Below are 26,388 nucleotides of genomic sequence, written 5' to 3'. Positions count from 1 at the left end.
ATGAGAAACCGATGACATATGTCAATCGAACATGCTCAGATCCCTTCGAATGAGGGAAACTATGGAAGGCAGGCGGGAGGTGATGTGACCGTGCGGCAGAACCCCGCACCGCTCACCCGGCAACTGCGCGTCCACGACGACCGGGGACACACGGTGCTGGAGTTCCACGGCGAGATCGACATCGCCGTGGCCACGGAGATCGCCCCGCTCCTGGACCGGGTCACCGGTGTCCCCGGGGCCCGGGTCGTGCTCGACCTCGGCGGCATCGAGTTCTTCGACTGCTCGGGGCTGCGGCTGCTGGCCCGGGCCAGGCAGCGGGTGCTCGACCGCGGCGGTGAACTGCACCTGGTGTGCACCCACGCCCTGACCCTGCGCGTCCTGCGCGTCACCGGCCTGGCCCGGCTGCTGCCGCCGCGGCCGACGGTGGACGACGTGGTGAACGGACCGCGGCTGCCGTAACGGCGGGCGCGGCCCGCCGGGCCCTCTGCTGACGCCGCCCGGCGCCGGCTGCCGCGCGGTCCGTTCCGGCCGCGCCGCCGCGCCCCTTCCCGCCCCGACCGCAGGTCGGCGGCGCCTGCGCGCCGTCCGTGCCCCCGTGCTTCCCGGTGTCCGCCAACTCGCCGGTCTGGCAAGGGAAGTGGGGGGCATGTGGTGAGTAGGAAGGAGGGCCGTCGCCATGACGACTCCCAACAGGAGCCTGCCTCGGCGCGTACCCGGCTGGGCCAAGGCCGTCGGCGCCGTCGCGCTGGTGCTCGTCGTGCTGTTCGCCGGGCTCCGGCTGAGCGTGCTCCCGGGCCTGAAGGACCTGTTCGGCACCGAGACCCACGACCGCTCGGGCCCCGCGCTACTGGAGTCCATCCAGGACATCAGCCGGTTCGAGGCCGCCTCCGGCAACTTCCAGGTCGTCGTCGACCTGGAGAAGGACACCAAGTTCCTGCCGGACGCGGTCCGCGGCTCGCGCACCCTGTACGTCGGCGCCGGCTCGGTCGACGCCTACGTCGACCTCGGCAAGGTCGGCGACGACGACGTGCGGGTGAACGAGGACCGTACGTCCGCCACCCTCCGGCTGCCGCACGCCGCCCTCGGCAAGCCCGCCCTGGACCCCGAGCGCTCCTACGCCGTCTCCAAGCAGCGCGGGCTGCTCGACCGCCTCGGCGACCTGTTCTCCGACAACCCCAACGGCGAACAGGCCGTCCAGAAGCTCGCGGTGCGGCACATCGCAGACGCCGCGAAGGAGAGCGGGCTGACCGAACGCGCCGAGACCAACACCAGCCAGATGCTCAAGAACCTGCTGCGCTCGCTCGGCTTCAAGGAGGTCCGGGTCACCTACCCGCAGTGAGCGCCCGACCGTCCCCGCCCCGCTGAACACCGGAGGACCTCATGACCCGCGCCGCCGCCCCACGGTCGCGTTTCGCGCTGCGCCCCCGCGCCGCGAAGACCCCGGACGAACCCGCGACCGCCCCGCGCAGGCGGCACGCGGTGCCCTGGCCGCTGCGCCTGCTGGCGGTGGTGTGCGCGTTCGTCTTCATGGTGGCCTTCGCCGTCGTACTGGCCCGGCTCACCCTGCACCCCTCGCCCGCCTCGGAGGCGCTGACCCACACCAATCTGCACCCGGGCAGCTCGCTGCGGCAGTACCTGGGGCAGCCCGCGCTGCGCGACGCGGTCAAGCAGATCGGCGGCAACATCCTGCTCGGGGTGCCGTTCGGGGTGCTGGTGCCGGTCGTCGCCCCGCGCACCCGCGGGCCGCTGCGGGTGCTGCTGCTGACCGCCGTGGTCATGCTGCTCGTCGAGTTCGCGCAGGGCTCGATGGTGACCGGACGGGCCTTCGACATCGACGACGTCATCCTCAACACCAGTGGCGCGCTGCTGGGTTACCTGCTGCTGGGGCGCCGGATGAGCCGGGTGCACGCGCGCCGCTCACCCGCGTGAGGGAAACGCGGCGAAAGCGCGCGGGAAGCGGAATGGTCCGTACCATCGTATTGACATGCTCGCGCCGCACCCGTTGGATCGGGAGGCACTCATCCCCCACGCTCGGAAAGGGAGAGCCGTGACCCCACCACGTGTACTCCGCCGATGCCTCCTCACCGCCCTCAGCGCCGCGCTGCTGTCCGGTGCCCTCACGGCCGGACCCGCGCGGGCGGACGACCCCGACGTCACGTCCGCCGCCGCGACCTTCTCCGACACCTTCGACGGCCCCGCCGGGCAGGCCGCCGACTCCGCCAAGTGGCAGCTCGAGACCGGCGACAACGTCAGCAACCACGAGCGGCAGTACTACACGGCCGGCAACGCCAACGCCGCCCTCGACGGCCAGGGCCATCTGGTGATCACCGCCCGGCGCGAGAACCCGGGCGGCTACCAGTGCTGGTACGGCACCTGCGAGTACACCTCGGCCCGGCTGAACACGTCCGGGAAGTTCAGCGCCCAGTACGGGCACGTCGAGGCCCGGATGCAAGTGCCGCGCGGACAGGGCATGTGGCCCGCGTTCTGGATGCTCGGCGACGACCTCGGCCAGGTCGGCTGGCCGGCCTCCGGCGAGATCGACGTCATGGAGAACGTCGGCTTCGAGCCCTCGACCGTGCACGGCACCCTCCACGGCCCCGGCTACTCCGGCTCGGCGGGCATCGGCGCGGGCTACACCCTGCCGGGCGGCGCGGCGTTCGCGGACGGCTTCCACACCTTCGCCGTCGACTGGGCGCCCGGCTCGATCACCTGGTCGGTGGACGGCACCGTCTACCAGACCCGCACCCCCGCCGACCTGGGCGGCAACCAGTGGGTGTTCGACAAGCCGTTCTTCCTGATCCTGAACCTGGCGGTCGGCGGCTACTGGCCCGGCGACCCGGACGGCTCCACGGTCTTCCCCCAGCGACTGGTGGTCGACCATGTGTCGGTGACGACCTCCTGAACACCTCGCCTAACGGGTCGTCCAGGTGAACTTGTCGCCGCCGACCCAGCGGACCACCTCCGGGTCGTCCAGGTCGTGGACCGTGATGCCGTACGCGGCGGCGGCCCGCAGGACGTCGGTGACGGCCCTCGCCTCACCGACGACCTGCCCGTCGATCTCCACGATCCGGAACGGCGGAACGGCCGGCTGAACGCCCAGGACCAGGATCCGCGGCCGGGCGATGTGCGGGCTCACGCTTTCGGTCATGTATCGAGCCTAGAACGAACCGGCGGCCGGGGCCCTCCCGGCCGCCGGTTCGTTCCCCCGGGCCTCTCCCTGGGACGTTCGCCCTGGTCAGGGCCGCCGCCAGGCGTCGCTCGGCAGATGCGACCCGGCCATCGGACCCATCCGGAGCATGCCGCCGTCCACGCTCCAGGACGCGCCGGTGACGTACGAGGCGTCGGGCCCGGCGAGGAAGGCGATCACGGCGGCGACCTCCCGGGCGTCACCGGGCCGGCCCAGCGGTACGCCGGGACGGTGCTCGGTGTGCGGGTCGGTGTCCTCCTGCCCGGTCATCGGCGTCGCTATCTCGCCGGGGGCGACAGCGTTGACGGTGATGCCGTGCTCGGCCAGTTCCAGCGCCATCACCTGGGTGAGCAGGCCGAGGCCGCCCTTGGCGGCGCAGTACGGCGCGGCGCCCACCCGCGGCTGGTGCTCGTGCACGGACGTCACATTGACGATCCGGCCGCCGCCGCCCTGCCGGATCATGCGCCGGGCCGCCCGCTGCCCGCACAGGAACGGTCCGGCCAGGTCGACGTCGAGGACCTGCCGCAGGTCGTCCAGGCCCAGGTCGAGGAAGGGCGTCGCCGTTCCCGTACCGGCGTTGTTGACCAGGACGTCCACCCGGCCGAGGCGTTCGCACAGCCCGTCCACCGTGTCCGCGGCTTCGGGCAGCCGGGTCAGGTCGACCTGGGCGGTCTCGGCCCGCCGGCCCAGCGCCCGGACCTTCTCGGCGGTGCGCTCGGCGCCCTGCTCGTCGGTGTGCCAGGTGATGCCGATGTCCAGGCCCGCCCGCGCCAGGCGTACGGCGGTGGCCCGGCCGATGCCGGAGTCGGCGCCGGTGATCACGGCGACGCGGGTGGCAGGGGACATGGCGGCCTCCTCGGTGGCGGGAGCGACGGGCCGTCGCAGTACCCGGGCCGGGTGCGGACAAACCGCCGGGTCCGCCGTGCGGGCCACCCGTCGCCGGGGAACCCTGGGGGCGAGGAGGTGGCTCGTCCGATGGATGCGGCAGACCCGATGGATCCCGTCGAGGCGCTGGAGCGGATCGCGTTCCTGCTGGAGCGGTCCCAGGCGCCGACCTACCGCGTCCGGGCCTTCCGCACGGCGGCCCGGGTGCTGTCCGCGCTGCCCGCCGACGAGGTGCGGCAGCGGGCGGACGCCGGTTCGCTGGAGTCGCTCAAGGGGGTCGGGCCGAAGACGGCGCAGGTGGCGCGGGAGGCGCTGGCCGGACGGGTGCCCGGTTACCTGGAGCAGCTGGCGGGCGAGGCGGACGCGCCGCTCGCCGAGGGCGGCGAGGGACTGCGGGCGCTGCTGCGCGGCGACTGCCATCTGCACTCCGACTGGTCGGACGGCGGCAGCCCGATCGAGGAGATGGGCCGCACCGCGGCGGCCCTCGGGCACGAGTGGGCGGCGCTCACCGACCACTCCCCCCGGCTGACCGTGGCGCGCGGCCTGTCGGCGGACCGGCTGCGCGAGCAGCTGGACGTGGTGGCGGAGCTGAACGAGACCTGGGCGCCGTTTCGGCTGCTGACCGGCATCGAGTGCGACATCCTCGACGACGGCTCGCTCGACCAGGAGCCGGAACTGCTGGCCCGGCTGGACGTGGTGGTCGTCTCCGTCCACTCCAAGCTGCGGATGGACGCCCGGTCGATGACCCGCCGCATGGTCGCCGCGGTACGCGATCCGCACGCCGACATCCTGGGGCACTGCACCGGGCGGCTGCTGACCGGGCGGGGCCGGCCGGAGTCGGAGTTCGACGCGGACGCGGTGTTCGCGGCGTGCGCCGAGAGCGGCACGGCGGTGGAGATCAACAGCCGGCCGGAGCGGCTCGACCCGCCCCGGCGGCTGCTGCGCCGGGCGGTGGCGGCGGGCGTGCTGTTCTCCGTCGACACCGACGCGCACGCCCCCGGCCAGCTGGACTGGCAGATCCACGGCTGCGCGCGGGCCGAGGAGTGCGGGGTGCCGCCGGAGCGGGTGGTGACCACCTGGTCCCGGGCGGACCTGCTGGCCTGGACCCGCGAGGGCCGCGTTCCGCCCGGCGTGGCGGACGGCTGACGTGGTACCCGCCGGTCGATTCAGCTACCGAGGAAGGGACCGGTGCATGGAACGCGCGGCCGTGTTCGACGTGGACGGCACTCTCGCCGACACCAATCACCTGCATGTCGTCACCTGGTGGGAGGCGTTCCGGCAGGCGGGCCACGACGTGCCCATGCACGCCGTGCACCGCGCCGTGGGCCTGCCGTCCACCGATCTCGTCGCCCATCTGCTGGGCGCGGACCGGGACCCCGGCCAGGACGCCGAGCTGAGCGCCGCGCACAAGGCGCTGTACGGGCAGTACTTCGACCGGCTGCCCGCGCTGCCCGGCGCCGGGGAACTGCTGCGGCGGCTGGCCGGCGACGGCTGGCGGGTGGTGCTGGCCACCTCGGCGGGCGACGCGGAGCTGGGCGCCCTGCGCCGGGCCATCGACGCCGACGAGGCGATCACCGCGACCGCCGGTTCCGACGACGTCGACGCGGGCAAGCCCGCGCCCGAGCCGGTGCGGCACGCCCTGGAACTGGCCGGGGTCCCCGCCGACCGGGCCGTCTTCGTCGGCGACACCGTCTGGGACATGACCGCGGGCCGCCGGGCCGGGGTGCGCTGTGTCGGCGTGCTGAGCGGCGGCATCCCGCGCGCCGACCTGGTGCAGGCGGGTGCGGAGGCGGTCTACGACGGTCCCGCCGCCCTGCTGAAGGAGCTGGCCGGAAGTCCGCTGAGGTGAGCGTGCCGTTCCCGCGGACAGCCGGTGGATCATGACAGGGCCGAGGGAGGGAGCCGTACGGTTCGTGGACGCGGTGCGCCGGGAGGCGGCCGCCGCCGGCCGCACCGGCGCGGCCGCGGTGCGCGCGCCGGGCCGCGAACGCGACCTGGTCAAACAGTCGCTGAAGGCGGCCGGGGCGGGGCTGCTGGCCTGGCTGGTGGCGGGCGTGTGGATGGACGACCCGATGGCGCTGATGGCGCCCTGGGTGGCCGTGGTGCTGGTGCAGGCCACCGTCTACAGCTCGGTGCGCCAGGCCGGCCAGCAGTTCGCGGCCATCTGCGTCGGCACCCTGGTGGCGTCGGGGGCGCAGGAGCTCACCGACAACACCACGGTGGCGCTCGCCGTCTCGCTGCCGCCGCTGATGCTGCTCGCCAACTGGCCGCGCCTGGGCGCCCAGGGCATCTACACCGCCACCACCGCCGTGTTCATCCTGGCCTCCGGGACCGTCTCGGAGTACGCGGTCGCCCACCGGCTGGGACAGGCGGCGCTCGGCGCGGTGATCGGCGTCGCCGTCAACGCGCTGGTACTGCCGCCGGTCCATCTGCGGGACGTGCGGGAGAACCTCGCGCTGCTCGCCCGGGAGACCGGCGAGGTCCTGCACACCGTCGCCGAGGGGCTGTGCGAGGAGTGGGACGAGCAGAGCGCCGCCGACTGGACCGGCGCCGCCGTCCGGCTGCGGTACCGGGTCGAGGCGCTGCGCTCCGCCCGCGCCTGGAGCCGGGAGAGCCTGCGGCTGACCTACGGACCGCTGCGGGCCCTGCACCGGGTGCCGCCGGCGTCGGCCGTGCCGCCCGAGGACGAGGACCGGCGGTGGGGCCACCTCGCCGACAACGTCACGGCGCTGACCCGGACACTGGCGGTGACGGCCGACGAGCACCGCACGCCCGCCCCGCCCGAGGGACCGGTGCTGCGGCTGTACGCCCGGCTGCTGGAGCTGATCGGCGACGCCTGCCGGGTGGAGGCCGACCGGCTCGGCGGCGGCGACGGGACCTCCGGTCCGGGGCAGCCCACCCGGGAGGCGATGGAGGACCTGCACCGGCGGCTCCAGGAGGGGCTGCGGGAGCACGCCCGGCGAAGCTCGCAGACGGCGGCGGTACTGGGCACCCTGCTGCTCCAGGCCGAGAACCTCTGGGCCGGGACGATGCCGGACGGCGAGCCCGCGGACGGCACCGGACCGGGTGACGCGGATCACCCCAAAGCGGCACAGAGCGCGGAACACCACCGGGCGCCGCGCCGTTGAAGAGAGCGTGGGTACGGATGGAACAGTGTCCCCGGGCCTCACCCATCGCCCACAGGGAAGATCGTTCGGCTGAAGCCCTGTGGAGCCCCCCGCCGAGAGGCGACCGCCATCCGTGCCCGCACCTCAGACCGCCCCGACCGTGATCCCCCCGTCCGGTCGGGGCTTTCCGCTGCCCGGCGGCCGCCCCTGCCGGGCCGCCGCTTGACTTCGAGAGCACTCCACTTCGTAGCGTGCCGGGCATGAGTACTTCGCAGCACACCCCACAGCACCGGATCGGTTCGGGCTTCGGGGCCCGCAGCACCGCCGCCGAGGTCCTCGCCGGCCTCGACCTGACCGGCCGGCTGGCGATCGTCACCGGCGGCTACTCGGGCATCGGCCTGGAGACCACCCGGGCACTGGCCGGGGCCGGCGCCCGGGTCGTGGTGCCCGCGCGGCGCCCGGCCGCCGCGCGGGAGGCGCTGGCGGGCCTGGCCGGGGCCGAGGTGGACGAGCTGGATCTCGGGGATCTGGACAGCGTGCGCGCCTTCGCCGAGCGGTTCCTCGCCGGCGGACGGACCGTCGACATGGTCATCGACAGCGCCGGGATCATGGCCTGCCCCCAGACCCGGGTCGGGCCCGGCTGGGAGGCGCAGTTCGCCACCAACCACCTCGGGCACTTCGCGCTCGTCAACCGGCTGTGGCCGGCCCTCGAGGCGGGCGGCGCCCGGGTCGTCTCGGTCTCCTCGCGCGGCCACCACGCCTCGGGCATCCGCTGGGACGACGTGCACTGGCGCACCGGGTACGACAAGTGGCGGGCCTACGGACAGGCGAAGACCGCCAACGTGCTGTTCGCCGTGCACCTCGACCGGCTCGCCCGAGACCGCGGGGTACGGGCCTTCGCGCTGCACCCCGGCGGCATCCTCACCCCGCTCCAGCGCCATCTGCCCACGGCGGAGATGGTGGCGCTCGGCTGGATCGACGAGGACGGCCGGCCGGCCGACCCGGACGCCTTCAAGACACCGCAGCAGGGCGCGGCGACCCAGGTGTGGGCCGCGACGTCGCCGCGGCTGGCCGGGCTCGGCGGCGTCTACCTGGAGGACTGCGACATCGCCGAGCCGGCCCCGGCCGACGGCGCGGGCTCCGGCGTGCGGGACTGGGCCGTGGACCCGGAGCAGGCCGCCCGGCTGTGGCGGCTGTCGGCGGAACTGACCGGCGTGCACGCCTTCGCCGCCTGAGCCGCCCCGGCCGGGGCGGCGGGCAGCGGGCGGCGCGTGCATCGGGCGCGCGCGGGCCGGGTACCCGGTGGCCTCCGCAGGCGGACGGGCTGCCGAGAGGAGCGCAAGGTGAACGGCGAAACGGGCAGCAGGATCGTGGTCACGGGGGCCACCGGCAACGTGGGCACCAGTGTGGTGCGGCTCCTCGCGGAGGATCCGGCGGTCGAATCGGTGCTGGGCCTGGCCCGGCGGGTGCCCGACTGGTCACCGGCGAAGACGGAGTGGGCCGCCGTCGACCTCGCCACCGAGCGGGCCGACCTGACCGGCCTGTTCGCGGGCGCCGCCGCGGTGGTCCATCTGGCCTGGGCCTTCCAGCCGACCCACGACCCGGCCACCACCTGGCGCACCAACGTCCTCGGCTCGCTGCGGGTGTTCGAGGCGGTGGCGGCGGCCGGGGTGCCGGCGCTGGTGCACGCCTCGTCGGTCGGCGCGTACTCGCCGGGTCCGAAGGACCGCGCGGTGACCGAGTCCTGGCCCACGCACGGCTGGCCCGACGCGGCGTACTGCCGGGAGAAGGCGTACCTGGAACGGGCCCTGGACGTCTTCGAACGCGACCATCCCGGCATCCGGGTGGTCCGGATGCGGCCCGCGTTCCTGTTCAAGCGGCAGGCGGCGAGCGAACAGCGCCGGATCTTCGGCGGCAGGTACCTGCCGGGCCCGCTGGCCCGCCCGGACCTGCTGCCGTTCCTGCCGGACATCCCCGGCCTGCGGATGCAGGCGCTGCACACCGACGACGCCGCGAACGCCTACCGGCTCGCGGTGCGCTCCCCCGACGCCCGGGGGCCGTTCAACCTGGCGACCGACCCGCCGGTCGACGCGGAGCTGCTCGGCGAGCTGGTCGGCACCCCGCGCCGGGTACGGCTGCCCCGGTCGGCGGCACGGTCCGCGATCGCCGCCGCCTGGGGGCTGCGGCTGCTGCCGGCCTCGCCGCACCTGTTCGACGCGGTACTGCGGCTGCCGCTGCTCGACTGCACCCGGGCCCGCGCGGAACTGGGCTGGCGCCCGGAGCGCACGGCCCCCGAGGTGCTGGCGGAGTTCCTGCGCGGCTTCCGGGAGGGCGCCGGTGGTCCGACGCCGCCGCTGCGGGGGCGCAGGGCCGGCTGACCCTGCCGGGTGGGCGCCCGCCTCTCAGCCGGACGACTCGTCCGGTACGGGGTGTTCGGGGTGGACCGCTCCCGAGTGCGGGGCGCCCTGCCGGCCGGTGCCCGCCTCGTCGGTGTCCGGTACGTCGGCGGCGGCCCCGTCGGCACCGGTCGCCCCGTCCTCGGCGGCACCGGCGTCGGCCGCCGCGTCCTCGCGGGCCGCGAGGCCGGGGGCGACCTCCCAGGGGTCCTCCCCCGCGTCGGCCTGCTGGTCCGGCATGTCGCGCGGCACGGGGGAACCGTTTTCGCCGGGTCCCTCGGCACGGTGGTCGGTCACGGCGCTCTCCCTCCGGTCGGTCCGCGTTCCGCACGCGGGCGTCCGTGCTGGTACGAGCGGTGCCGGGTACCTCCGGGCCGGCCGGCGAAACCTCAGCGCGGCGCCCGCTCGCTCAGCGCCGTGCGCCAGGCCGGCAGGGGGTACTCCGGCACCGGTTCGGGGCGGCGGCCGCCGCGGGCGAAGAAGCCGGCCAGCGGCAGGATCGCGGCCCCGACGGTCACCGCGTCCGGCCCGAGCCGGCCCAGGTCGATGGTGACCTTCCCGGCCGGGTGGCGCAGCGCGTAGGAGCGCGCGTGGCGGCGGACGGCGGGCAGGAAGCGGGTGCCGAGCTGGAGGCCGGCCCAGCCGCCGACGATGATCCGCTCCGGCTGGAAGAGGTTGATCAGGTCGGACAGGCCGGCGCCCAGGTACTCGGCGGTCTCCTCCAGGACGGCGAGCGCGACCGGGTCCGCCGCGTCCTGTCCCGCCGGACGGGCGGCGGCGAGCATCGCGGTGAGCGCCGTCTCCTCGTCGTCGGTGGCGCCGGCCGGCGGGACCCGGCCGCCCGCCTCGCGCCAGCGGGCGAGCAGCGACTCGGCGCCCGCGTACGCCTCCAGGCAGCCCAGCGCGCCGCACCGGCAGCGGCGCCCCCTGACCCGTACCGTCAGGTGCCCCCACTCCACCGCCCGGCCCTGCTCCACGTCGGGGGTGACCAGGCTGGCGCCGACGCCGGAGCCGAAGAGCACCACGACCGCGGTGCGGGCGCCGCGTCCGGCGCCGAACCACATCTCGGCCTGGCCGAGGGTCTTGGCCCCGTTGTCGATGAGGTAGGGGACGGTGTCGGGCAGCGGGGAGCCGGCCCGCAGCAGCGCCTCCAGCGGGACCGCGTCCCAGCCGATGGTCTGGCCGTGCACCACGGCGCCGCGGTCGGGGGTGTGCTCGACGATGCCGGGCACGCCGACCCCGGCGCCCAGCAGCCGCCCGGGTTCCAGGTCGGCGGCGCCGAGCACCTCGGCGATGCCGTCCCGGATGTGGCCGACCACCACCTCGACGTCGTAGCGCTGCGGGGTCAGCGGGCGTTCGGCGCGGGCGAGTTCGGTGAGGGTCAGGTCGAACAGTTCGACGCGGACCCGGGTCTCGCCGACGTCCACGCCGATCAGGTGGCCGCTGCCGGGTGCCACCCGCAGCAGGGTGCGGGGGCGGCCGCCGTCGGAGTCGACGCTGCCGGCCTCCTCGACCAGTCCGTCGCCGACCAGGTCCGCGACGACGTTGCTGACCGAGCCGGAGCTGAGCCCGGTCGCGGGGCCCAGTTCGAAGCGGCTGAGCGGGCCGTCGAAGTAGAGCCGTTGCAGGACGGCCGTCCGGTTGGCCCTTCTGAGGTCGCGTACCGTGCGCCCGTTCCGCCCCGCCATGTGGCTCCCTCCGACCCCCCGCAGATCTCGTACCCGACCTGCAAGATACCTTAATTCATATCCTGAACTAAGTCGGCCGGGAAATTACGGGCGGCCCGCGTGGCGCGTGGGAGCGGAGTGAGTCGCGCGCCTGCGGTTACCTTCCGATCATGCTGGATGTACGTGAGAGGTCGGCGGCCCTGGTCCGGTCGTTGAAGACGGCGCACCGGGACCCCGTGGTGGTGCAGGCGTTCCGTTCGGCGGCCGCGGCGTCGATCGCCTATGTGATCGCGGTGCGGCTCAGTCCCGAGCCGGCGCCGCTCACCGCTCCCCTCACCGCGCTGCTGGTCGTGCAGGTGACCCTGTACGCCACGCTGAAGATGAGCATCCGACGGGTCAACGCCGTGGTGGCGGGAGTCCTCGTCGCCATCGTCTTCAGCTCGGTGGTGGGGCTGAGCTGGTGGAGTCTGGCGCTGATCATCGTGGCGGCGCTGGGGGTCGGGCATCTGGTGCGGGCGCACGAGTTCACCGCCGAGGTGGCGATCAGCGCCATGCTGGTGCTCGGGGTGACCGCGCACGGGGCGCTGGCCTGGGCCCGGGTGGTGGAGACGCTGATCGGGGCGATCGTCGGGCTGGCGTTCAACCTGGTGCTCGCTCCCCCGGTGTGGGTGGAGCAGGCCGGCGCGTCGATCGAGGATCTGGCGCGGCGGCTGCGGCAGCTGATGCTGCGGGTGGGCGAGGAGGCCGCCGACAACACCCCGTTCCTTCAGGCGGCGGCGCGGCTGCACGAGGCCCGCGACCTCGACCACGACATCTCCGAGGTGGACGAGGACCTGCGGCAGGCGGAGGACAGTCTGCGGTTCAACCCGCGGGTGCGCGAGGGGCTGCTGCACCGGGTGGTGCTGCGCACCGGACTGGACACGCTGGAGATCTGCACGGTCGTGCTGCGGGTGCTGGCCCGTACGCTCACCGACCTGGCCAAGGAGCGCGAGCCCGAGCCGCTGTTCCCGGCGGAGACCGGCGGGACCGTGCAGCAGTTGCTGTCCGAGATCGGCGACGCGGTGGTCAGTTTCGCGGTGCTGGTGACCACGAGCGCCAGCGAGAACGCCGAGTCCGCGGAGGAGCGGCTGACCGCCGAACTGCGGCAGGCGGCGGTGACCCGGGACCGGCTCGCCCATCTGCTGCTGGCCCAGGTGCAGCGCGACGCCCGGCAGTGGCAGCTGCACGGCGCGGTGCTGACCGAGGTCAACCGCATCATCGACGAGATGGACACCGAGCACCGGTCGCGCCGGCTGCTGGAGGAACTGGACCGGCACACCCGGGAGCAGCGCGAACGGCTGCCCCGGCTGACCGGGCTGCGGGACCGGCTGCGCCGCGGGCGACCGGCGCGCCGGCGGGGTGCCGCCGGCCGGCGTTCCGCCTGAGCCACGGCCGCGCTACGGCGCTCAGGTCACCGGCGGACCGGCCGGCCGACTCGTCCGTCGCCGGCTCGTCCGTCGCCGTGCCACCCGTCCCCGTGTCACCCGTCGCCCTCCGTGCGCTGCCGCTGGAGGGCGCGCGGGCAGGCCGTGGCGCTCGCCTGGGTGAGCAGCGCGTGCATCCGCTCGGTGAGCTGCGAGACGTCGTCGGCGGGGGCGTGGAACGGCAGGCGTACGTCGCCGTGGGCGCCGGCGCGTTCGATGCGCAGGGTCAGTCCGTGCCGGTCGACGGCGAGCGGCCGGACCCGGACGACGCCGTGCAGGCTGTCCGGGTCGACGAGCCGGGTGAGCCGCTCCACCGCGTCGCCGTGACAGTCGGCGAGGTGGGTCAGCAGCCGGGCCTCGGCCGTGGCCAGCGGGTCCGGTTTCGCGGTGGTGAACTCGTCCCGGTCCACCACCGCGGAGCCGGCCGGTTCGCGCAGCACCACGCGGGTGGGGTGGAAGGCCAGCTGGCCTTCCTCGACGGCCATCCAGCCGGCCATCCACAGCCGGGCCCGGATCCGGCCGCGGACCGGGACGGGCGCCACGTCGGCGAACTCCAGGACGGCCGACGGCTCCCCCCGGGGCGCGCAGATCGCCGCGCCGAGCAGGGCGCTGTCCTCGGGCACCTGGAGCAGCACCCGGCCGTCGTCCGCGACGGTGTGCGCGCCGACGAGCTCCTCGCGTCCGCCCTCCGCGGTCACCGCGCAGGACCACGCGGCGGCGAGCATCGACCGGGCACGCTCGGCAGCCGCGGGCGCGGCGGTCCAGGTCTGGCTGTCTGCCATCCCAACCTCCTCTTAGGTAAGCCTCACCTAACCTACCGAAGATCGGGGTGCGCGCCAACCACGGCGCGTGATCTTTACGAGACCTTCAGGACGCGCGGCGTACCGTGTCAGGGCGCGAGCGCGCCGAACAGCGCGCGGGCGCACAGGTCGCGCACCGCTTCCCGGGACGGCTCGCCCTCGCGCAGCCACTCCAGGCAGATCGCGGTGGTGAACGCCAGCCAGCCGCGCACCGCCAGCCGCACGTCGGGCCGCGCCGCGAACGCCGCGCCGAAACCGGGGTCGGCGGCCAGCGCGGCCAGGATCTGCCGCCGCTGGGCGTCCAGCGCCTGCCCGTAGACGCGGCGCACGGCCGGGTCGCCCGCGGCGTCGGCGCGGTGGAAGGCCCGGTAGCCGTGGGCGTGTTCCTCGACGTGGCGCAGATAGGCGTCGAGGCCGGCCGCGAGCTGTTCGCGCACCGGGACGCCGGGCACCGCCGCCGTCATCCGCAGCATCCGCGCGCTCTCCCGCTCGACGACCGCCGCGAAGAAGTCCCGTTTGGCCGGGAAGTAGTGGTAGAGCAGCCCTCGGGAGACGCCCGCGATCTCGGCGACCCGCTCGATCCACACGTCGTCGTAGGGGCTCTCGGAGAACAACCGGGCGCCCACCGACAGCAGTTGCTCCCGGCGCTCCTCGGTGCTGAGCCGGCGGCGGATGCGCGTGCCCTGGTCGGCGGCCATGCCCGCACTTTACTTGACGCCGGTTCAACAACGGGTCGAGACTGAGGCGGCGCCTTATTGAACCGGAGTACAACACGCTCACTCACCACGGAGATCGCGTCATGGCGGAGACGAGGGACGGCCTGCCGAAAGGGTTCCGCAGTGCCGAGCTGGGCTGGCCCGAGCTGCGGCGAATACCCGGTCCGCCGCACCGGGTCCCGCTGCTCGGGGATGTGCTCGGGGCGAGCCGGAGCACTCCGCTCCAGGACACGATGCGCCAGGCGGAGCTGCTGGGGCCGATCTTCCGGCGGCGGGCCTTCGGCAAGGAGTTCGTGTTCGTGTGGGGCGCGGCGCTCGCGGCCGATCTGGCGGACGACGCGCGGTTCGCCAAGCACGTCGGCCTGGGGGTGGCCAATCTGCGTCCGGTCGCCGGGGACGGGCTGTTCACGGCGTACAACCACGAACCCAACTGGCAGCTCGCGCACGACGTCCTGGCCCCGGGGTTCAGCCGGGAGGCCATGGCGGGCTACCACCCGATGATGCTGGCCGTGGCGGACCGGCTGATCGCCCACTGGGACCGGGCCGGGGCGGCGGGCCGGACGGTCGACGTGCCCGGGGACATGACCAAGCTGACGCTGGAGACGATCGCGCGCACCGGGTTCGGGCACGACTTCGGGTCCTTCGAGCGGTCCCGGCCGCATCCCTTCGTGACCGCGATGGTCGGCGCGCTCACCTTCGCGCAGCGCCGCAACACGGTGCCCGCCCCGCTCACTCCCTGGCTGCTGCGCCGCGCGAGCCGCCGCAACGCGGCCGACATCGCCCACCTCAACCGCACCGTCGACGACCTGGTGCGGGCCCGCCGGTCCGGGTCGGGCGCGGGGGACCTGCTGGACCGGATGCTGGAGACCGCCCATCCCGACACCGGGGAGCGGCTGTCGGCCGAGAACGTGCGCCGTCAGGTCATCACCTTCCTGGTCGCCGGGCACGAGACGACCTCGGGCGCGCTCTCCTTCGCCCTGCACTACCTCTCCCGCAATCCCGAGGTGGCCGACCGGGCCCGGGCCGAGGTGGACCGGGTGTGGGGCGACGCGGCGGCGCCGGGCTACGAGCAGGTGGCGAAACTGCGGTACGTCCGCCGGGTGCTGGACGAGTCGCTGCGGCTGTGGCCGACGGCGCCCGCGTTCGCCCGGGAGGCCCGCGCGGACACGGTGCTCGGCGGGGTCCATCCGATGCGGCGCGGCGCGTGGGCCCTGGTGCTCACGCCGATGCTGCACCGCGATCCCGAGGTGTGGGGGCCGGACGCCGGGCGGTTCGACCCGGACCGCTTCGAGGCGGCGGCGGTGCGCTCCCGGGCGCCGCACACCTTCAAGCCGTTCGGGACCGGCGCGCGGGCCTGCGTCGGGCGGCAGTTCGCGCTGCACGAGGCGACGCTGGTCCTCGGGCTGCTGCTGCGCCGCTACGACCTGCGGCCGGACCCGGCGTACCGGCTGCGGGTGACGGAACGGCTGACCCTGATGCCGGCGGGTTTGCGGCTGCGGCCCGAGCGCCGGACCGCGCAGGCCGCCGTGTCCACCACGTCCGCCGCGTCCGCCGCGTCCGAGATGTCGTCGGTTCCCGTGCCGGCCCGGGAACCGGAAGGGCCGGAAGGGCCGGAGGCCCGCTGTCCGGTGCGGCATCGGGTGGGTGACTGACGCCGGCGGGCGGAGGCCGGCCGCGAGCGTCAGGCGTCCGCCGCCCAGTGTGCCGGGCGCGTGACCGAGTCCGGCAGCCGGGTGCCGGCACTCCCCCGGGCCGCGTTCGTCTGAGGCTGGGTCAGGAAGAACGCGCCGGTGAGGTCCGCGTCGGTCAGGTCGGTGTCCCTCATGTCCGCGCCGATCAGATCCGCGCCGCGCAGGTCGGCGCCGGTCAGGTCGGCGGCGATGAGGCAGGCGCCGCGCAGGTCGGCACCCCGCAGGTCGGCGCCGCGCAGCCGGGCGCCCAGCAGGTCGGCGCGCCGGCGGTTCTGCTTCCGGCCCGGGGCGAGTCTGGCCCGGGTCAGCCGGCCGGCACGGTCGAGCAGCGGGTCGACCGCACGGCGGTGCGCCGCCACGTCGAGCGCCGCCAGCTCCGCCGGGGTGCCGGCCGCCAGCTCCGCCGTCCGGTCCCGCATCCGGCGCAGGTCGTCGTGGAGCGGGCGGGCGGCCGGCAGGGTCAGCGCCTCGGTCAGGTACCAGAGCAGTTCGTGCAGTTGCCGCACGAGCGGGAACACCTCGGTCATCGCGGCGGTGCGCCGGTCCGCCGCGCCGAAGGTGACCTGGGAGACCCGCTGCCCGGCACCGAAGCAGTCGTAGACCGTGCAGCCGGTGAAGCCGCGCTGCCGCAGCCGGTCGTGGATGCTGCAGCGGTGGTCGGCGGCGAGGTTCGGGCAGGGCCGGCCGGCCTCCTTGTCGAGGGCGAAGTCGGCCGAGGCGGCGAACGGCAGGGCGACGCAGCACAGGCCGAAGCACCGGGCGCAGTCGCCTCGCAGTTCCCCGAGGGACGGCCGCTCGGCCGTGTCGTTCCGCATGGCGGCCAGCATACGGAACATTCGTTCGACGCCGGTCGGATTATGCGGCGGTCAGCTCCAGGCGGTCGAGGCGGTCGGTGTCGGCCAGGATGTACAGCTCGGTGATCCGGTCGTCGACGACGGTGACGGTCAGCAGCGACAGTGGCTGTCCGGCCCGCCGGGCCAGTACTCCGACCGCGCCGTTGACCAGCAGGAAACGGGTCTCAAGGGCGTCCTGGCGGAACGACCTGGCCTGTTCGGCCACCGTCCGGGCGCCGCGCACCAGCCGGGAGAGGGAGGCGCCGGCGTCCGCCCGCAGCACGACGTCCGGATGCAGGACGGCGACCAGCGCCTCCAGGTCCCCGGCCCGGCTGGCGGCCATGAACGCCTCCAGCGCCTTGCGCTGCCGGCCGAGGTCGGGGTCGGCGCCGGGGGCCGCGGCCCGGGCCCGGCGGCGGGCCCGGCTGGCCAGTTGCCGGGTGGCGGCCGGGGTGCGCTCGACGACCGCGGCGATGTCGTCGAACGGCACGGCGAACATGTCGTGCAGCACGAACGCCAGCCGCTCGGCGGGCTCCAGGGTCTCCAGGACCACCAGCAGCGCCAGGCCCACCGAGTCGGCGTGCAGCGCCTGCTGCTCCGGGTCGCCGGCCGGCAGCGGCCCGAGCACCGGGTCCGGCACGAACGCACCGCCGTCCTCGGCCATCGGCTCCTCGCGGCGGGCGGCGCGGGAGCGCAGCATGTCCAGGCAGACGCGGCCGGTGACGGTGGTCAGCCAGCCGCCCAGGTTGCCGATGCCGTCGGCGCCGGTGCGGGCCAGGCGCAGCCAGGTCTCTTGCACGGCGTCCTCCGCCTCGGCCAGTGAGCCGAGCATGCGGTAGGCCACCGCGCCGAGCCGCCCGCGGTGCTCCTCGAACCGGCGGGCGAGGTGCTCCGGGGTGTCCGCGCCGGTCATCGGGCGAACACCTGGAACGCGACCGCCGGCCGGCCGCCGAACCGCTGTCCGACCTCCCGCGCGTACGGCAGCAGGAATCCGCGCACGTATTCCTCCGGGTCCTGGTCGGTCAACGCCTCAATGTACGTGCGGTGTTCGAGCAGGGAGCGGACCGCGCGCTCCAGGCCGTCCGTGGCGTCCACCGCGTGGGTCGGGGTGTCGGAACCGGCGACGGCGATCCAGCGGACCCCTTGCCACGGTTCCAGGCCCGCGTCGGTCAGCTCGGGGAAGATCCAGCGGTTGCCGGCGTCGGCCACCGCGTCCAGCGTGGCCCGGCCGACGGCCACGTGGTCCGGGGTGTTCCAGTACGTCCCGCCGAGGATCTCCTCGTGGTGGTTGAGGGTGACGACCAGTTCGGGCCGGTGCCGGCGGATCGCGGCGGCGATGTCCCGGCGCAGCGCGGGGCCGTACTCGACGACGCCGTCCCGGTGGTCGAGGAACTCCACCTCCGTCACGCCCACCACGGCGGCGCTGGCCCGCTGCTCGCGCTCGCGCAGCGGGGCGCACTCGGCGGGCGGCAGGGTGTCGATGCCCGCCTCGCCGCGGGTGGCGAGGACATAGGCGACCTCGCGGCCCGCGTCGGTCCAGGCGGCGATCGCCGCCGAGCAGCCGTACTCCAGGTCGTCCGGGTGGGCCACGACGGCGAGGGCGCGCCGCCAGTCGCCGGGCATGGGCTCCAGTCGCGCGTCAGTCGTCGTCGGCTCGGTCATGCTCCGCAGACTAGCCGGGCCCACTGACAGCGCGCCCCGGATCGCGCCTTGCCCGGATCACACCCCCGGAGCACACCACGCCCGGAGCACTCCTCGCCCCGGATCACGCCTCGTCGCGGATCACGCCTCGTCGCGGATCACGCCTCGTCGCGGGCGAGGGCGAGCAGCCGGTCCAGGACGCGGGGGCCGCCGGCCCGGACGCCGTCGTGCTCGAACTCGTCGGTGACCCAGGTGCGCAGCCCGCGGACGGCGCGCGCGGTGGCCAGGGCGTGGCCGGTGTCGACGTACATGTCGTCGTGGTAGACGGCGGCGGCGACCGGCACCTCATTGGCGGCGAGCCGGGCGGGGTCGTAGAGGGGCGTCCAGTCGGTGCGGGTGGCGAGCAGATCCGCGGTCTCGCGCAGCGGGCGCAGGGCCGGGTCGCAGTCGAACATCCAGGGGTGGATGGTCTCACCGGTGAACATCAGCGGCTCGTCGCCCGCGAGGGCCTTGGCCGCGTCGAAGCGCGGGAACTCGGCGCGGACCCGCTCGGCGGACCAGTTCGTGGGGCGGGCGTCCTGGGCGTAGATCACCTCGTGCAGCACGGCGTACAGCGGGTTGGCCGCGAACGACAGCAGGCCCTGGACCTGTTCCTGGAAGGCGTCGGAGAGTTCGGCGCCGCCGGGGGTGGGGACGAAGGCGTCCTCCAGCAGGAAGTGCAGGCGGTGGCTGCCCTCGCCGCCGCCGAGCATGATGCCCAGCGACTGGAACGCCTCGACGGTGAACCGGTAGCCGCCGGGCAGCACCACGTCGTGGGTGAGGAGGTGGTCGGCGATGCGGCGGGCGCGTTCGACGTCCTGGGGGTAGCGGGCGTAGTGGGCGGCGACCTTGCGCTCGATGCGCGGGTAGGCGGCCCGGTAGACGTCGTCGGCGTGCGCGTCGAGCGACGGCAGTCCGCCGGTGATCAGGGCGGCGGCCAGGCCCTCGGGGGCCAGCGACAGGTAGGCGACCGTGCAGAAGCCGCCGAAGCTCTGGCCGAGGACGGTCCAGGGGGCGCCGCCGGTGACCTGGGGGCGGATCGCCTCGCAGTCCCGGACGATGGAGTCGGTACGGAAGCGGGTGAGGTGGTCGGCCTGTGCGGCGGGGCCGCCGCGCAGCGGGAGGGTCTGCCGGTTGGCGGGGGTGGAGGCGCCGGTGCCGCGCTGGTCGAGGAGGAGGACGCGGTACTCCTTCAGGGCCCGGCCGAGCCAGGCGGGCCGGCCGATGAAACGATTCGCCCCGAAGCCGGGGCCGCCCTGGAGGTAGAGCAGCCAGGGCAGGTCCCGGTCCGCCTTGTCGCTCGCGACGACCTCACGGGCGTACAGCTCGATCGTCTCCCCGCCGGGGTCGGCGTGGTCGAGGGGGACGGTGAAGCGGCGGTCGGTGAGGACGACGCCGGGCTGGCGGTAGCTGACGCTCAACGAGGACTCCCGGTCTGCTGGGGCATACGGATTGACGATCGGTTCCCAGTTGAGCACAGGGTCCTGCGGCCGCCGCCCCCGGGATACGGAGATCCTCGCGCGGCGGACGGTCAGCGGGCGGCGAGGCTGGAGCGGCGCACCACCAGTTCCGGCTGGAGGACGACCTTGCGGTGCTGGTGCGGCGCGCCGGTCGCCGCCGCCTCGGTCTCCTCCAGGAGCAGGTCGGCGGCGAGGGCGCCCATGGTCTGGGCGGGCTGCCGCACCGAGGTGAGGGGAACGGCCGCGGCGGCGGCGAACTCGATGTCGTCGTAGCCGACGATGGCGAGGTCGTCGGGGACCTGGACGCCCGCCGCGTACATGGCCTGCAGGACGCCGAGGGCGAGCAGGTCGTTGGCGCAGAACACGGCGGTGGGCCGGTCGGCGAGGCCGAGCAGGCGGGCGCCGGCGTCCCGCCCGGCGGCGACGTCGAGCCGTTCGGTGGGCAGTTCGCGCAGCGCGTCCGGGCCGAGACCGGCCTCGGTGAGGGCGCGCAGCGCGCCGGTGCGGCGGTCGCGGACCTGGTTGAGGCCGGGCGGACCGCTGACGTAGGCGATGGAGCGGTGTCCGGCGTCGGCGAGGTGGCGCACGGCCAGCGCGCCGCCCGCGATGTCGTCGACCGAGACGGAGCACTCGGTGGTGCCCTCGGCGACCCGGTCGACCAGGACGAAGGGGATGTTGTGCCGCCGGAAGGTGTCGATGTTGCGGCCGGTGGCCTCGGCCGGGGTGAGCAGCACGCCGCGCACCCGCTGTTCGGCGAAGAGGGAGAGGTACTCGGCCTCCTCGCCGGGGTTCTGGGCGCTGTTGCAGACCATCACGCCGAGCCCGGCGTCGCGGGCGGCGCGTTCGGCGCCGCGGGCGACGTCGACGAAGAAGGGGTTGCCCATGTCGAGGACGAGCAGGCCCATGATGCGGCTGCGGCCGGCCCGCAGTTGGCGCGCGGACTCGCTGCGGACGTAGCCGAGCCGGTCGATCGCCGAGAGCACGCGCGCCCGGGTCTCGGTGGCGACGGTGTCCGGGCGGTTGATGACGTTCGAGACCGTGCCCACGGAGACTCCGGCGGCACGGGCGACGTCCTTGATACCCACCGACTGGGCCATCGGGGAGGGACCTCCAGGGTCGAACTAGGGGAACGCGCGGGGGACGCGGGGCGGCGGCCGGAAGACCTTCACACTACCGTCGCCGCCCCGGGCGGGCGGGACGTCACACGGGCAGCCGGAAGTCGGCGACGCGCAGCGGCGAGGGCGTGGTGCCGGTGGACCGCTCCTGGTAGAGGACGGAGAGCACGCCGTCCTGGGTCAGCCGGGTCTCGTCGACGAGGACCTCGCCGAAGGCGTTCAGGTCCGCGCCGTCGAAGAGGAGTCGCCAGTCGGTGTGTCCGGAGGCCGTGGAGGTGGCGGCGATCCGGCCGTACGGGAGGACCGCGTAGGCGTTGTCGTAGCGGTCGAGGAGCAGCCGGGTGCGCTGGCTGGAGTTCAGCGGGACCGGGATCTCGGTCTTCTGCCAGTTGCCGGCGGCGGTTTTGCGCAGGTGGAAGGCGCGGCCGTGGGCAACGCGGTCGGCGGCGTAGGCGGTGGTGCACTGGCCGAAGCGGCCGGGCACGTAGGAGATGACCGCGTGCGGCCGGCCGGCCGAGTCGGTGGCCTGGCTCTCCTGGTTCATCAGCGAGTGGTCGGGATTGAGCGGGTCCACGACCAGGCCGGGGTCGGTGACGGAGACCAGGTCGCCGCTGCCGGTGGTGCCGACGACCGTCCCCGCGTCGTTGCGCCAGGTGCGGCCCCGGTCGTCGGAGTACACATAGCCGGTGTCGTGGTTGGTGAGGCCGCCCGGTGAGCACATCACGGCGGCGTTCTGCTCGCGCCAGGTGAAGAAGGCGTGCAGCCGGCCGCGCCGGTCGTAGTCGATGCCGTGCAGGTACATGTTGCGGGCGGTGGAGCTGCCGTGCTCGCTGGTGTAGGTGCCGGTCGAGGCGCTCCACTCCCCCAGCGCGGTCCACTTGGTGCCGTCGTACTCGGCCAGCGCGTTGCGGCCGTTGCCGGAGACGCCGGCCCGGTAACTGAGCTGGAGCCGGCCCTCGGGGGTGGCGACGAACTGCGGGTAGGTGAACTGGCTGGTGAGGGCGAGGCCGTCGAGGGTGGACCCCGGGGTGCCGAAGCGGCTCGCGGTCCAGCTGGTGGTGGCCGGGGCGTCCAGGAGTCCGGCGGCGGACTTGACGTAGGTGAAGCCGTCGCTGTGCGAGTCCAGGTTGAGGTGGAGGCGGCCGTCGGTGCGGGAGACACCCATGCTGATGACGTTGTGGGAGTCGTCGTAGCGCAGGGTGTGGCCGATGCGGACGGTCTCCCAGGGGCCGCCGGGCAGGGCGCGGCGGGCGACGACCGCGTTCCGGTCGGCGGTGTACCAGGCCGCGTACTGGTGGCCCTTGTAGGTGAGCAGGGCGTTCTTCTGGAAGGAGTTGTTGTTGACCAGGCCGTCGTAGGAGACGAAGTAGAGGGCCTGGGGGTCGAGTGTGGTGGTGCCGGTGCGGGTGACGGAGGGACCGGGGGTGGCTGCGTGGGCGGTTCCGGTGCTGGTGAGGACGGGGGCCGCGAGGGCACCGGCCAGCAGGGTGCGTCGTCTCATGCGGGGCTCCGGGGGTGGGGGGGGAGGGTCAGGCGAGGTGGAACACTTCGGTGAGCGGGCGCATCGCCTCGTCCGGGCGGGCGCCGTCGAGGGACTCGAAGAACGGGGCCATCTCCGCCTGCCAGCGGGCGTTGACCTCGGTGGCCTCCATACCGGCCTGGGCGGCCGCGAAGTCCTCGGTCTCCAGATAGCCGACCAGCAGGCCGTCGTCTCTCAGGAAGAGGGAGTAGTTGTGCCAGCCGGTGGCCGAGAGAGCGTCCTGCATCTCCGGCCACACGGCGGCGTGGCGTTCGCGGTACTCGGCGAGCTTGTCCTTGCGGACCTTGAGCAGGAAACAGACGCGCTGCATGAAGTACCGCTCCTCCCAACGGAACTGACGAGCTGTCAGAAGTTGTACTGGTCGATGTTCTCGGCGTTGAACACGGTCGGCTTGCCGAGGCTGATCACGCCGTCCGCGCCGATGGTGTACTCGCCCATGTCACCTGCCTTGAAGGTCTCGCCCTCCTTGCCGGTGATCTGGCCCGAGGACAGGGCGACGGCGGTGCGGGCGGCCAGCTCGCCGAGCTTCGCCGGGTCCCACAGCTCGAACTCGTCGACGGTGCCGTTCTTGACGTACTTGCGCATGTCGTTGGGGGTGCCGAGGCCGGTCAGCTTGACCTTGCCCTTGTACTTGGAGCCGGACAGGTACTGGGCGGCGGCCTTGATGCCGACGGTGGTCGGGGAGATGATCCCCTTGATGTCGGGGTGCTCCTGGAGCAGGCCCTGGGTCTGCTGGAACGACTTCTGCGCGTCGTCGTCCCCGTAGGCGACCTTGACCAGCTTGATGTCCTTGTACTTCGGGTCCTTCAGCTCGTCCTTCATGATCTCGATCCAGGCGTTCTGGTTCGTCGCGGTCTGCGCGGCGGACAGGATCGCGATCTCGCCCTTGCCCCCGATCTGGTCGGCGAGCAGCTGCACCTGGGTGCGGCCGAGGTCGTCGGCGGACGCCTGGGAGATGAAGGCGTTGCGGCACTCGGGGTTGGCGTCCGAGTCGTAGGTGACGACCTTGATGTCGTTCTTCATGGCCTGCTTGAGCGCCGTGCACAGGGCGCCCGGGTCCTGCGCGGAGACGGCCATCGCGTCGACCTGCTGCTGGGTGAGCGTGTTGACGTAGGAGACCTGGCCGGCGGTGTCGGTGCCGCTGGAGGTGCCGACCTCCTTGTAGCTGGAGCCGAGCTCCTTCAGGGCCTTCTCGCCGCCCTTGTCGGCGACGGTGAAGTAGGGGTTGTTGACCTGCTTGGGCAGGAAGCCGACGGTCAGGCCCTTCTTGGTGGCGGCGTTCGGGTCGGCCTTGCCGGCCGCGGCGGCCGAGCCGCCCTCGTCGGCGACGTCCTTCTTGGTGGTGCCGCCGCAGGCGGTGACCGCGAGGGCGAGGGAGGTGACGGCGGCCAGGGCCGCACAGGTACGGCGGATCGACGACTTGCGCATGGCGGGGTCCTTAGTCCTTGGAACGGGGGTGTTCACGACGTGGGGGCTGGCGTCTTCGACAGGGGTGGCGCCGAGGCGGCTCGGCGTCCGGCCCGCGCGACGGCGATCTGGCGTGCGACCCGGGGGCCGAGTACGGACAGGACGAGCAGGACGCCGGTGACGACGATCTGCGACTGGGCGGAGACGTCCTTCAGGCTCATCACGTTCTGGAGCGCGCCGAGCAGGAACACACCGGCGATCGCGCCGCCGAGAGTGCCCTTGCCGCCGTCGAAGTCGATGCCGCCGAGCAGGACGGCGGCGACGACGGAGAGTTCCAGGCCGGTGGCGTTGTCGTAGCGGGCGCTGGCGTAGTGCAGGGCCCAGAAGATGCCGGTGAGGGAGGACAGCAGGCCGGTGAGGGTGAACAGCAGCAGCTTCTGCCGCTTGACCCGGATGCCGGCGAACCGGGCGGCCTCCTCGCTGGCGCCGATGGCGAACAGCGCCCGGCCGAACGGGGTGGCGTGCAGCGCGACCACGGCGATGGCCAGCAGCACCAGGAAGGGCAGCAGGGCGTACGGGATGAAGGTGTCGCCGATCCGGCCGGCCGCGAAGTCCAGGTACTGGGAGGGGAAGTCGGTGACCGCGTCGGAGCCGAGCACGATCTGCGCGATGCCCCGGTAGGCGGCCATGGTGCCGATGGTGACGGCCAGCGACGGCAACCCGAGCCGGGTCACCAGCAGGCCGTTGACCAGGCCGCAGAGCACGCCGAGGACCAGGCAGATCGGGATGATCGTCTCGATGGTCAGGCCCTGGTTCCACAGCGCGCCCATCACCGCGCCGGACAGCCCGGCCGTGGAGGCGACGGAGAGGTCGATCTCGCCGGCCACCACGAGCAGCGTCATCGGCAGCGCGATCAGGGCGATCGGCAGGGTGTTGCCGATCAGGAACGACAGGTTCAGCGAGTTGCCGAAGCCGTCGACGAAACCGAAGGACAGCAGGACGACCACGACGAGCAGGGCGCCGACGACGGTGTCCCAGCGGACGGCGCGCGTGAGGGACGAGTCAGCCATGGCGGGCGTTCCTCTTCTTCAGGGCGGTCGCCACCCGCAGGGCGACGATCCGGTCGACCGCGATGGCGAGGATGAGCAGGATGCCGTTGATCGCCATCACCCAGACCGAGCTGACCCCGAGGGCGGGCAGCACGCTGTTGATGCTGGTCAGCAGCAGGGCGCCGAGGGCGGCGCCGTAGACGCTGCCGGAGCCGCCGGTGAAGACGACGCCGCCGACCACGACCGCGCTGACCACGGTGAGTTCGTAGCCGTTGCCGGTGCCGGAGTCGACGTTGCCGAACCGGGCCAGGTACAGGGCGCCCGCGAGGCCCGCGAGGGCGCCGCAGAAGGTGTAGGCGGCCAGGATGCGCTTGCGCACCGGGATGCCGGCCAGCCGGGCGGCCTCCGGGTTGGAGCCGAGCGCGTACAGCTCGCGTCCGCTGCCGAACTGCTTGAGGTAGTACGCCGTTGCCACCACGACCACCAGGGCGATCAGCGCGAGGTAGGGCACCGCGGAGATGCCGCCGGCGCCGAAGTCGACGAAGCCGCCGGGCAGGTCGGCCGCGGTGATCTGGCGGGAGCCGACCCAGATGGAGTCGATGCCGCGGATGATGTACAGCGTGCCGAGCGTGACGACCAGCGCGGGTACCTGGCCGAGGCTGACCAGCAGACCGTTGAGCAGGCCGAAGCCGACGCCCATGAGGACGGCGAGGACGACGGCGATGACAGCGTTGCCACCGCCTTGCAGATAGGTGCCGGCCGCGAAGGCGCTGATGCCGAGGGTGGAGCCGACCGACAGGTCGACGTTGCGGGTGATGACGACCAGCGACTGGCCGGTGGCCACCAGCACCAGGATGGTCGCGTTGAGCAGCAGGTCCTTGATGCCCTGTTCGGACAGGAACTCGCTGTTGCCGGCCTGGGTGATGGCGATCATCACCAGGAAGACGACCAGGATGGCCAGCTCGCGCATCTTGAAGACGCGGTCGACCAGCCGGGTGGCGCCGGCCTTGGGCAGCTCGGCGACGGGGCTCTTGTCGGGCGCGGTCACCGTCATGCGGCGGCCCTCCCGGTGGTACGCGGGGACACGGGGGCGGTGGCCCTTCCGGTGGAGGTCATGGGAGCGGCCGTCCCGGCGGAGCACGCGGGCCGGGGGACGGCGGGCCTGGTGGTGGTGCGCCCGGTCACCGCAGCGGCGGCGCCGGCGTTCGAGGTCCCGCGGTGGGCACTGCCCGCGGTACGCGGGGACACGGGGACGGCGGGCCTTGCGATCGGGGCGGTACGGCCGGCCCGCCCGGTGCTGCCCGGGGACACGGAAACGGCGGGCCTTGCGATCGGGGCGGTACGGCCGGCCCGCCCGGTGCTGCCCGGGGACACGGAAACGGCGGGCCTTGC

The 26,388-nt window shown here is 73.9% G+C and carries 27 protein-coding genes and 1 pseudogene; 12 read left to right on the top strand and 16 right to left on the bottom strand.

Annotation, left to right across the window (positions count from 1 at the left end; all coding sequences use genetic code 11):
* Positions 1-90 precede the first annotated feature (90 nt).
* The 4 genes and pseudogenes from ACTT8P_RS11055 to ACTT8P_RS11040 all read left to right on the top strand — a co-directional run.
* Positions 91-459: an anti-sigma factor antagonist gene (locus ACTT8P_RS11055; protein ID WP_442831394.1), complete on the top strand. Its 369-nt coding sequence runs from the start codon at positions 91-93 to the stop codon at positions 457-459.
* Positions 460-676: 217 nt separating this feature from the next.
* On the top strand, positions 677-1,339 hold the full coding sequence (locus ACTT8P_RS11050; protein ID WP_442831393.1) for a DUF4230 domain-containing protein: 663 nt from the start codon (positions 677-679) through the stop codon (positions 1,337-1,339).
* Positions 1,340-1,380: 41 nt separating this feature from the next.
* Positions 1,381-1,929, top strand: coding sequence for a VanZ family protein (locus tag ACTT8P_RS11045; RefSeq protein ID WP_442831392.1), 549 nt, complete (start codon positions 1,381-1,383; stop codon positions 1,927-1,929).
* A 118-nt stretch (positions 1,930-2,047) separates the two neighbouring features.
* Positions 2,048-2,899 (top strand): annotated as a pseudogene (locus ACTT8P_RS11040) (glycoside hydrolase family 16 protein); the annotation flags it as partial.
* A 12-nt stretch (positions 2,900-2,911) separates the two neighbouring features.
* Here ACTT8P_RS11040 and ACTT8P_RS11035 read toward each other — a convergent pair.
* Together ACTT8P_RS11035 and ACTT8P_RS11030 are read right to left on the bottom strand one after the other, a co-directional pair.
* Positions 2,912-3,148, bottom strand: a complete 237-nt coding sequence (locus ACTT8P_RS11035) for a hypothetical protein (protein ID WP_442831391.1) — start codon at positions 3,146-3,148, stop codon at positions 2,912-2,914.
* A gap of 87 nt (positions 3,149-3,235) precedes the next feature.
* The gene (locus ACTT8P_RS11030) at positions 3,236-4,033 is read right to left on the bottom strand and encodes an SDR family oxidoreductase (RefSeq protein WP_442831390.1); all 798 of its coding nucleotides are present in this window, start codon (positions 4,031-4,033) and stop codon (positions 3,236-3,238) included.
* A 147-nt stretch (positions 4,034-4,180) separates the two neighbouring features.
* Between ACTT8P_RS11030 and ACTT8P_RS11025 the strand changes: the two genes are divergently transcribed.
* The 5 genes from ACTT8P_RS11025 (at position 4,181) to ACTT8P_RS11005 (ending at position 9,557) form a co-directional block, all read left to right on the top strand.
* Complete coding sequence (locus ACTT8P_RS11025) at positions 4,181-5,218, top strand: PHP domain-containing protein (RefSeq protein WP_442831436.1); 1,038 nt, start codon at positions 4,181-4,183, stop codon at positions 5,216-5,218.
* 46 nt (positions 5,219-5,264) lie between these two features.
* Positions 5,265-5,921, top strand: a complete 657-nt coding sequence (locus ACTT8P_RS11020) for an HAD family hydrolase (protein WP_442831389.1) — start codon at positions 5,265-5,267, stop codon at positions 5,919-5,921.
* Positions 5,922-5,952: 31 nt separating this feature from the next.
* Positions 5,953-7,200, top strand: coding sequence for an FUSC family protein (locus ACTT8P_RS11015; protein WP_442831388.1), 1,248 nt, complete (start codon positions 5,953-5,955; stop codon positions 7,198-7,200).
* A 239-nt stretch (positions 7,201-7,439) separates the two neighbouring features.
* Positions 7,440-8,414: an SDR family NAD(P)-dependent oxidoreductase gene (locus ACTT8P_RS11010; protein WP_442831387.1), complete on the top strand. Its 975-nt coding sequence runs from the start codon at positions 7,440-7,442 to the stop codon at positions 8,412-8,414.
* A 108-nt stretch (positions 8,415-8,522) separates the two neighbouring features.
* Positions 8,523-9,557, top strand: a complete 1,035-nt coding sequence (locus ACTT8P_RS11005; RefSeq protein ID WP_442831386.1) for an SDR family oxidoreductase — start codon at positions 8,523-8,525, stop codon at positions 9,555-9,557.
* 24 nt (positions 9,558-9,581) lie between these two features.
* Here the strand turns inward: ACTT8P_RS11005 and ACTT8P_RS11000 are convergent, their stop codons facing one another.
* Both ACTT8P_RS11000 and ACTT8P_RS10995 read right to left on the bottom strand, forming a co-directional pair.
* Positions 9,582-9,872 carry a hypothetical protein gene (locus ACTT8P_RS11000; RefSeq protein ID WP_442831385.1) on the bottom strand — a complete coding sequence of 97 codons (291 nt, stop codon included), beginning with the start codon at positions 9,870-9,872 and terminating at the stop codon, positions 9,582-9,584.
* A gap of 92 nt (positions 9,873-9,964) precedes the next feature.
* Entirely contained in the window at positions 9,965-11,263 is a 1,299-nt protein-coding gene (locus tag ACTT8P_RS10995) for an ROK family transcriptional regulator (RefSeq protein WP_442831384.1), read from the bottom strand.
* Positions 11,264-11,412: 149 nt separating this feature from the next.
* Here ACTT8P_RS10995 and ACTT8P_RS10990 point away from each other — a divergent pair, with 149 nt between their 5' ends.
* Positions 11,413-12,666: an FUSC family protein gene (locus ACTT8P_RS10990; RefSeq protein WP_442831383.1), complete on the top strand. Its 1,254-nt coding sequence runs from the start codon at positions 11,413-11,415 to the stop codon at positions 12,664-12,666.
* Positions 12,667-12,761: 95 nt separating this feature from the next.
* Here the strand turns inward: ACTT8P_RS10990 and ACTT8P_RS10985 are convergent, their stop codons facing one another.
* A complete protein-coding gene (locus ACTT8P_RS10985) occupies positions 12,762-13,487 on the bottom strand; it encodes a DUF2470 domain-containing protein (protein WP_442831382.1) in 726 nt (241 codons plus the stop codon).
* Between the two features lie 107 nt (positions 13,488-13,594).
* On the bottom strand, positions 13,595-14,203 hold the full coding sequence (locus ACTT8P_RS10980; RefSeq protein ID WP_442831381.1) for a TetR/AcrR family transcriptional regulator: 609 nt from the start codon (positions 14,201-14,203) through the stop codon (positions 13,595-13,597).
* 101 nt (positions 14,204-14,304) lie between these two features.
* Between ACTT8P_RS10980 and ACTT8P_RS10975 the strand changes: the two genes are divergently transcribed.
* Positions 14,305-15,873, top strand: a complete 1,569-nt coding sequence (locus ACTT8P_RS10975; protein ID WP_442831380.1) for a cytochrome P450 — start codon at positions 14,305-14,307, stop codon at positions 15,871-15,873.
* Between the two features lie 29 nt (positions 15,874-15,902).
* Here ACTT8P_RS10975 and ACTT8P_RS10970 read toward each other — a convergent pair whose 3' ends face one another.
* The 10 genes from ACTT8P_RS10970 to ACTT8P_RS10925 all read right to left on the bottom strand — a co-directional run bounded on the left by ACTT8P_RS10970 (position 15,903) and on the right by ACTT8P_RS10925 (position 26,050).
* Positions 15,903-16,727: a pentapeptide repeat-containing protein gene (locus ACTT8P_RS10970; protein WP_442831379.1), complete on the bottom strand. Its 825-nt coding sequence runs from the start codon at positions 16,725-16,727 to the stop codon at positions 15,903-15,905.
* 40 nt (positions 16,728-16,767) lie between these two features.
* The gene (locus ACTT8P_RS10965) at positions 16,768-17,658 is read right to left on the bottom strand and encodes a sigma-70 family RNA polymerase sigma factor (RefSeq protein WP_442831378.1); all 891 of its coding nucleotides are present in this window, start codon (positions 17,656-17,658) and stop codon (positions 16,768-16,770) included.
* Complete coding sequence (locus ACTT8P_RS10960; protein WP_442831377.1) at positions 17,655-18,407, bottom strand: PIG-L deacetylase family protein; 753 nt, start codon at positions 18,405-18,407, stop codon at positions 17,655-17,657. The genes ACTT8P_RS10965 and ACTT8P_RS10960 overlap by 4 nt, the downstream gene beginning before the upstream one ends.
* Before the next feature lie 137 nt (positions 18,408-18,544).
* Complete coding sequence (locus ACTT8P_RS10955; protein ID WP_442831376.1) at positions 18,545-19,846, bottom strand: alpha/beta fold hydrolase; 1,302 nt, start codon at positions 19,844-19,846, stop codon at positions 18,545-18,547.
* Positions 19,847-19,956: 110 nt separating this feature from the next.
* Positions 19,957-20,982, bottom strand: coding sequence for a LacI family DNA-binding transcriptional regulator (locus ACTT8P_RS10950; RefSeq protein ID WP_361170395.1), 1,026 nt, complete (start codon positions 20,980-20,982; stop codon positions 19,957-19,959).
* 103 nt (positions 20,983-21,085) lie between these two features.
* Positions 21,086-22,501 carry a BNR repeat-containing protein gene (locus ACTT8P_RS10945; RefSeq protein WP_442831375.1) on the bottom strand — a complete coding sequence of 472 codons (1,416 nt, stop codon included), beginning with the start codon at positions 22,499-22,501 and terminating at the stop codon, positions 21,086-21,088.
* A gap of 28 nt (positions 22,502-22,529) precedes the next feature.
* Complete coding sequence (locus ACTT8P_RS10940) at positions 22,530-22,850, bottom strand: L-rhamnose mutarotase (protein WP_442831374.1); 321 nt, start codon at positions 22,848-22,850, stop codon at positions 22,530-22,532.
* A gap of 35 nt (positions 22,851-22,885) precedes the next feature.
* The gene (gene rhaS / locus ACTT8P_RS10935) at positions 22,886-23,968 is read right to left on the bottom strand and encodes a rhamnose ABC transporter substrate-binding protein (RefSeq protein WP_442831373.1); all 1,083 of its coding nucleotides are present in this window, start codon (positions 23,966-23,968) and stop codon (positions 22,886-22,888) included.
* A gap of 32 nt (positions 23,969-24,000) precedes the next feature.
* Positions 24,001-25,017 (bottom strand): ABC transporter permease, encoded by a 1,017-nt coding sequence (locus tag ACTT8P_RS10930; RefSeq protein ID WP_442831372.1) that lies wholly within the window; start codon positions 25,015-25,017, stop codon positions 24,001-24,003.
* Positions 25,010-26,050 (bottom strand): ABC transporter permease, encoded by a 1,041-nt coding sequence (locus ACTT8P_RS10925; protein WP_442831371.1) that lies wholly within the window; start codon positions 26,048-26,050, stop codon positions 25,010-25,012. Before ACTT8P_RS10925 ends, ACTT8P_RS10930 begins: the two co-directional genes overlap by 8 nt.
* 60 nt (positions 26,051-26,110) lie before the next feature.
* Between ACTT8P_RS10925 and ACTT8P_RS10920 the strand changes: the two genes are divergently transcribed.
* Positions 26,111-26,388 (top strand): hypothetical protein (locus ACTT8P_RS10920; protein ID WP_442831370.1); only part of this gene is annotated, 278 nt, incomplete at its 3' end.

Source organism: Streptomyces sp. JW3, assembly GCF_052216785.1.
In the GTDB taxonomy this organism is placed as follows: domain Bacteria; phylum Actinomycetota; class Actinomycetes; order Streptomycetales; family Streptomycetaceae; genus Streptomyces.
Note: the sequence above shows the minus strand (reverse complement) of the source record. Positions and strands in the feature narration are given on the sequence as shown.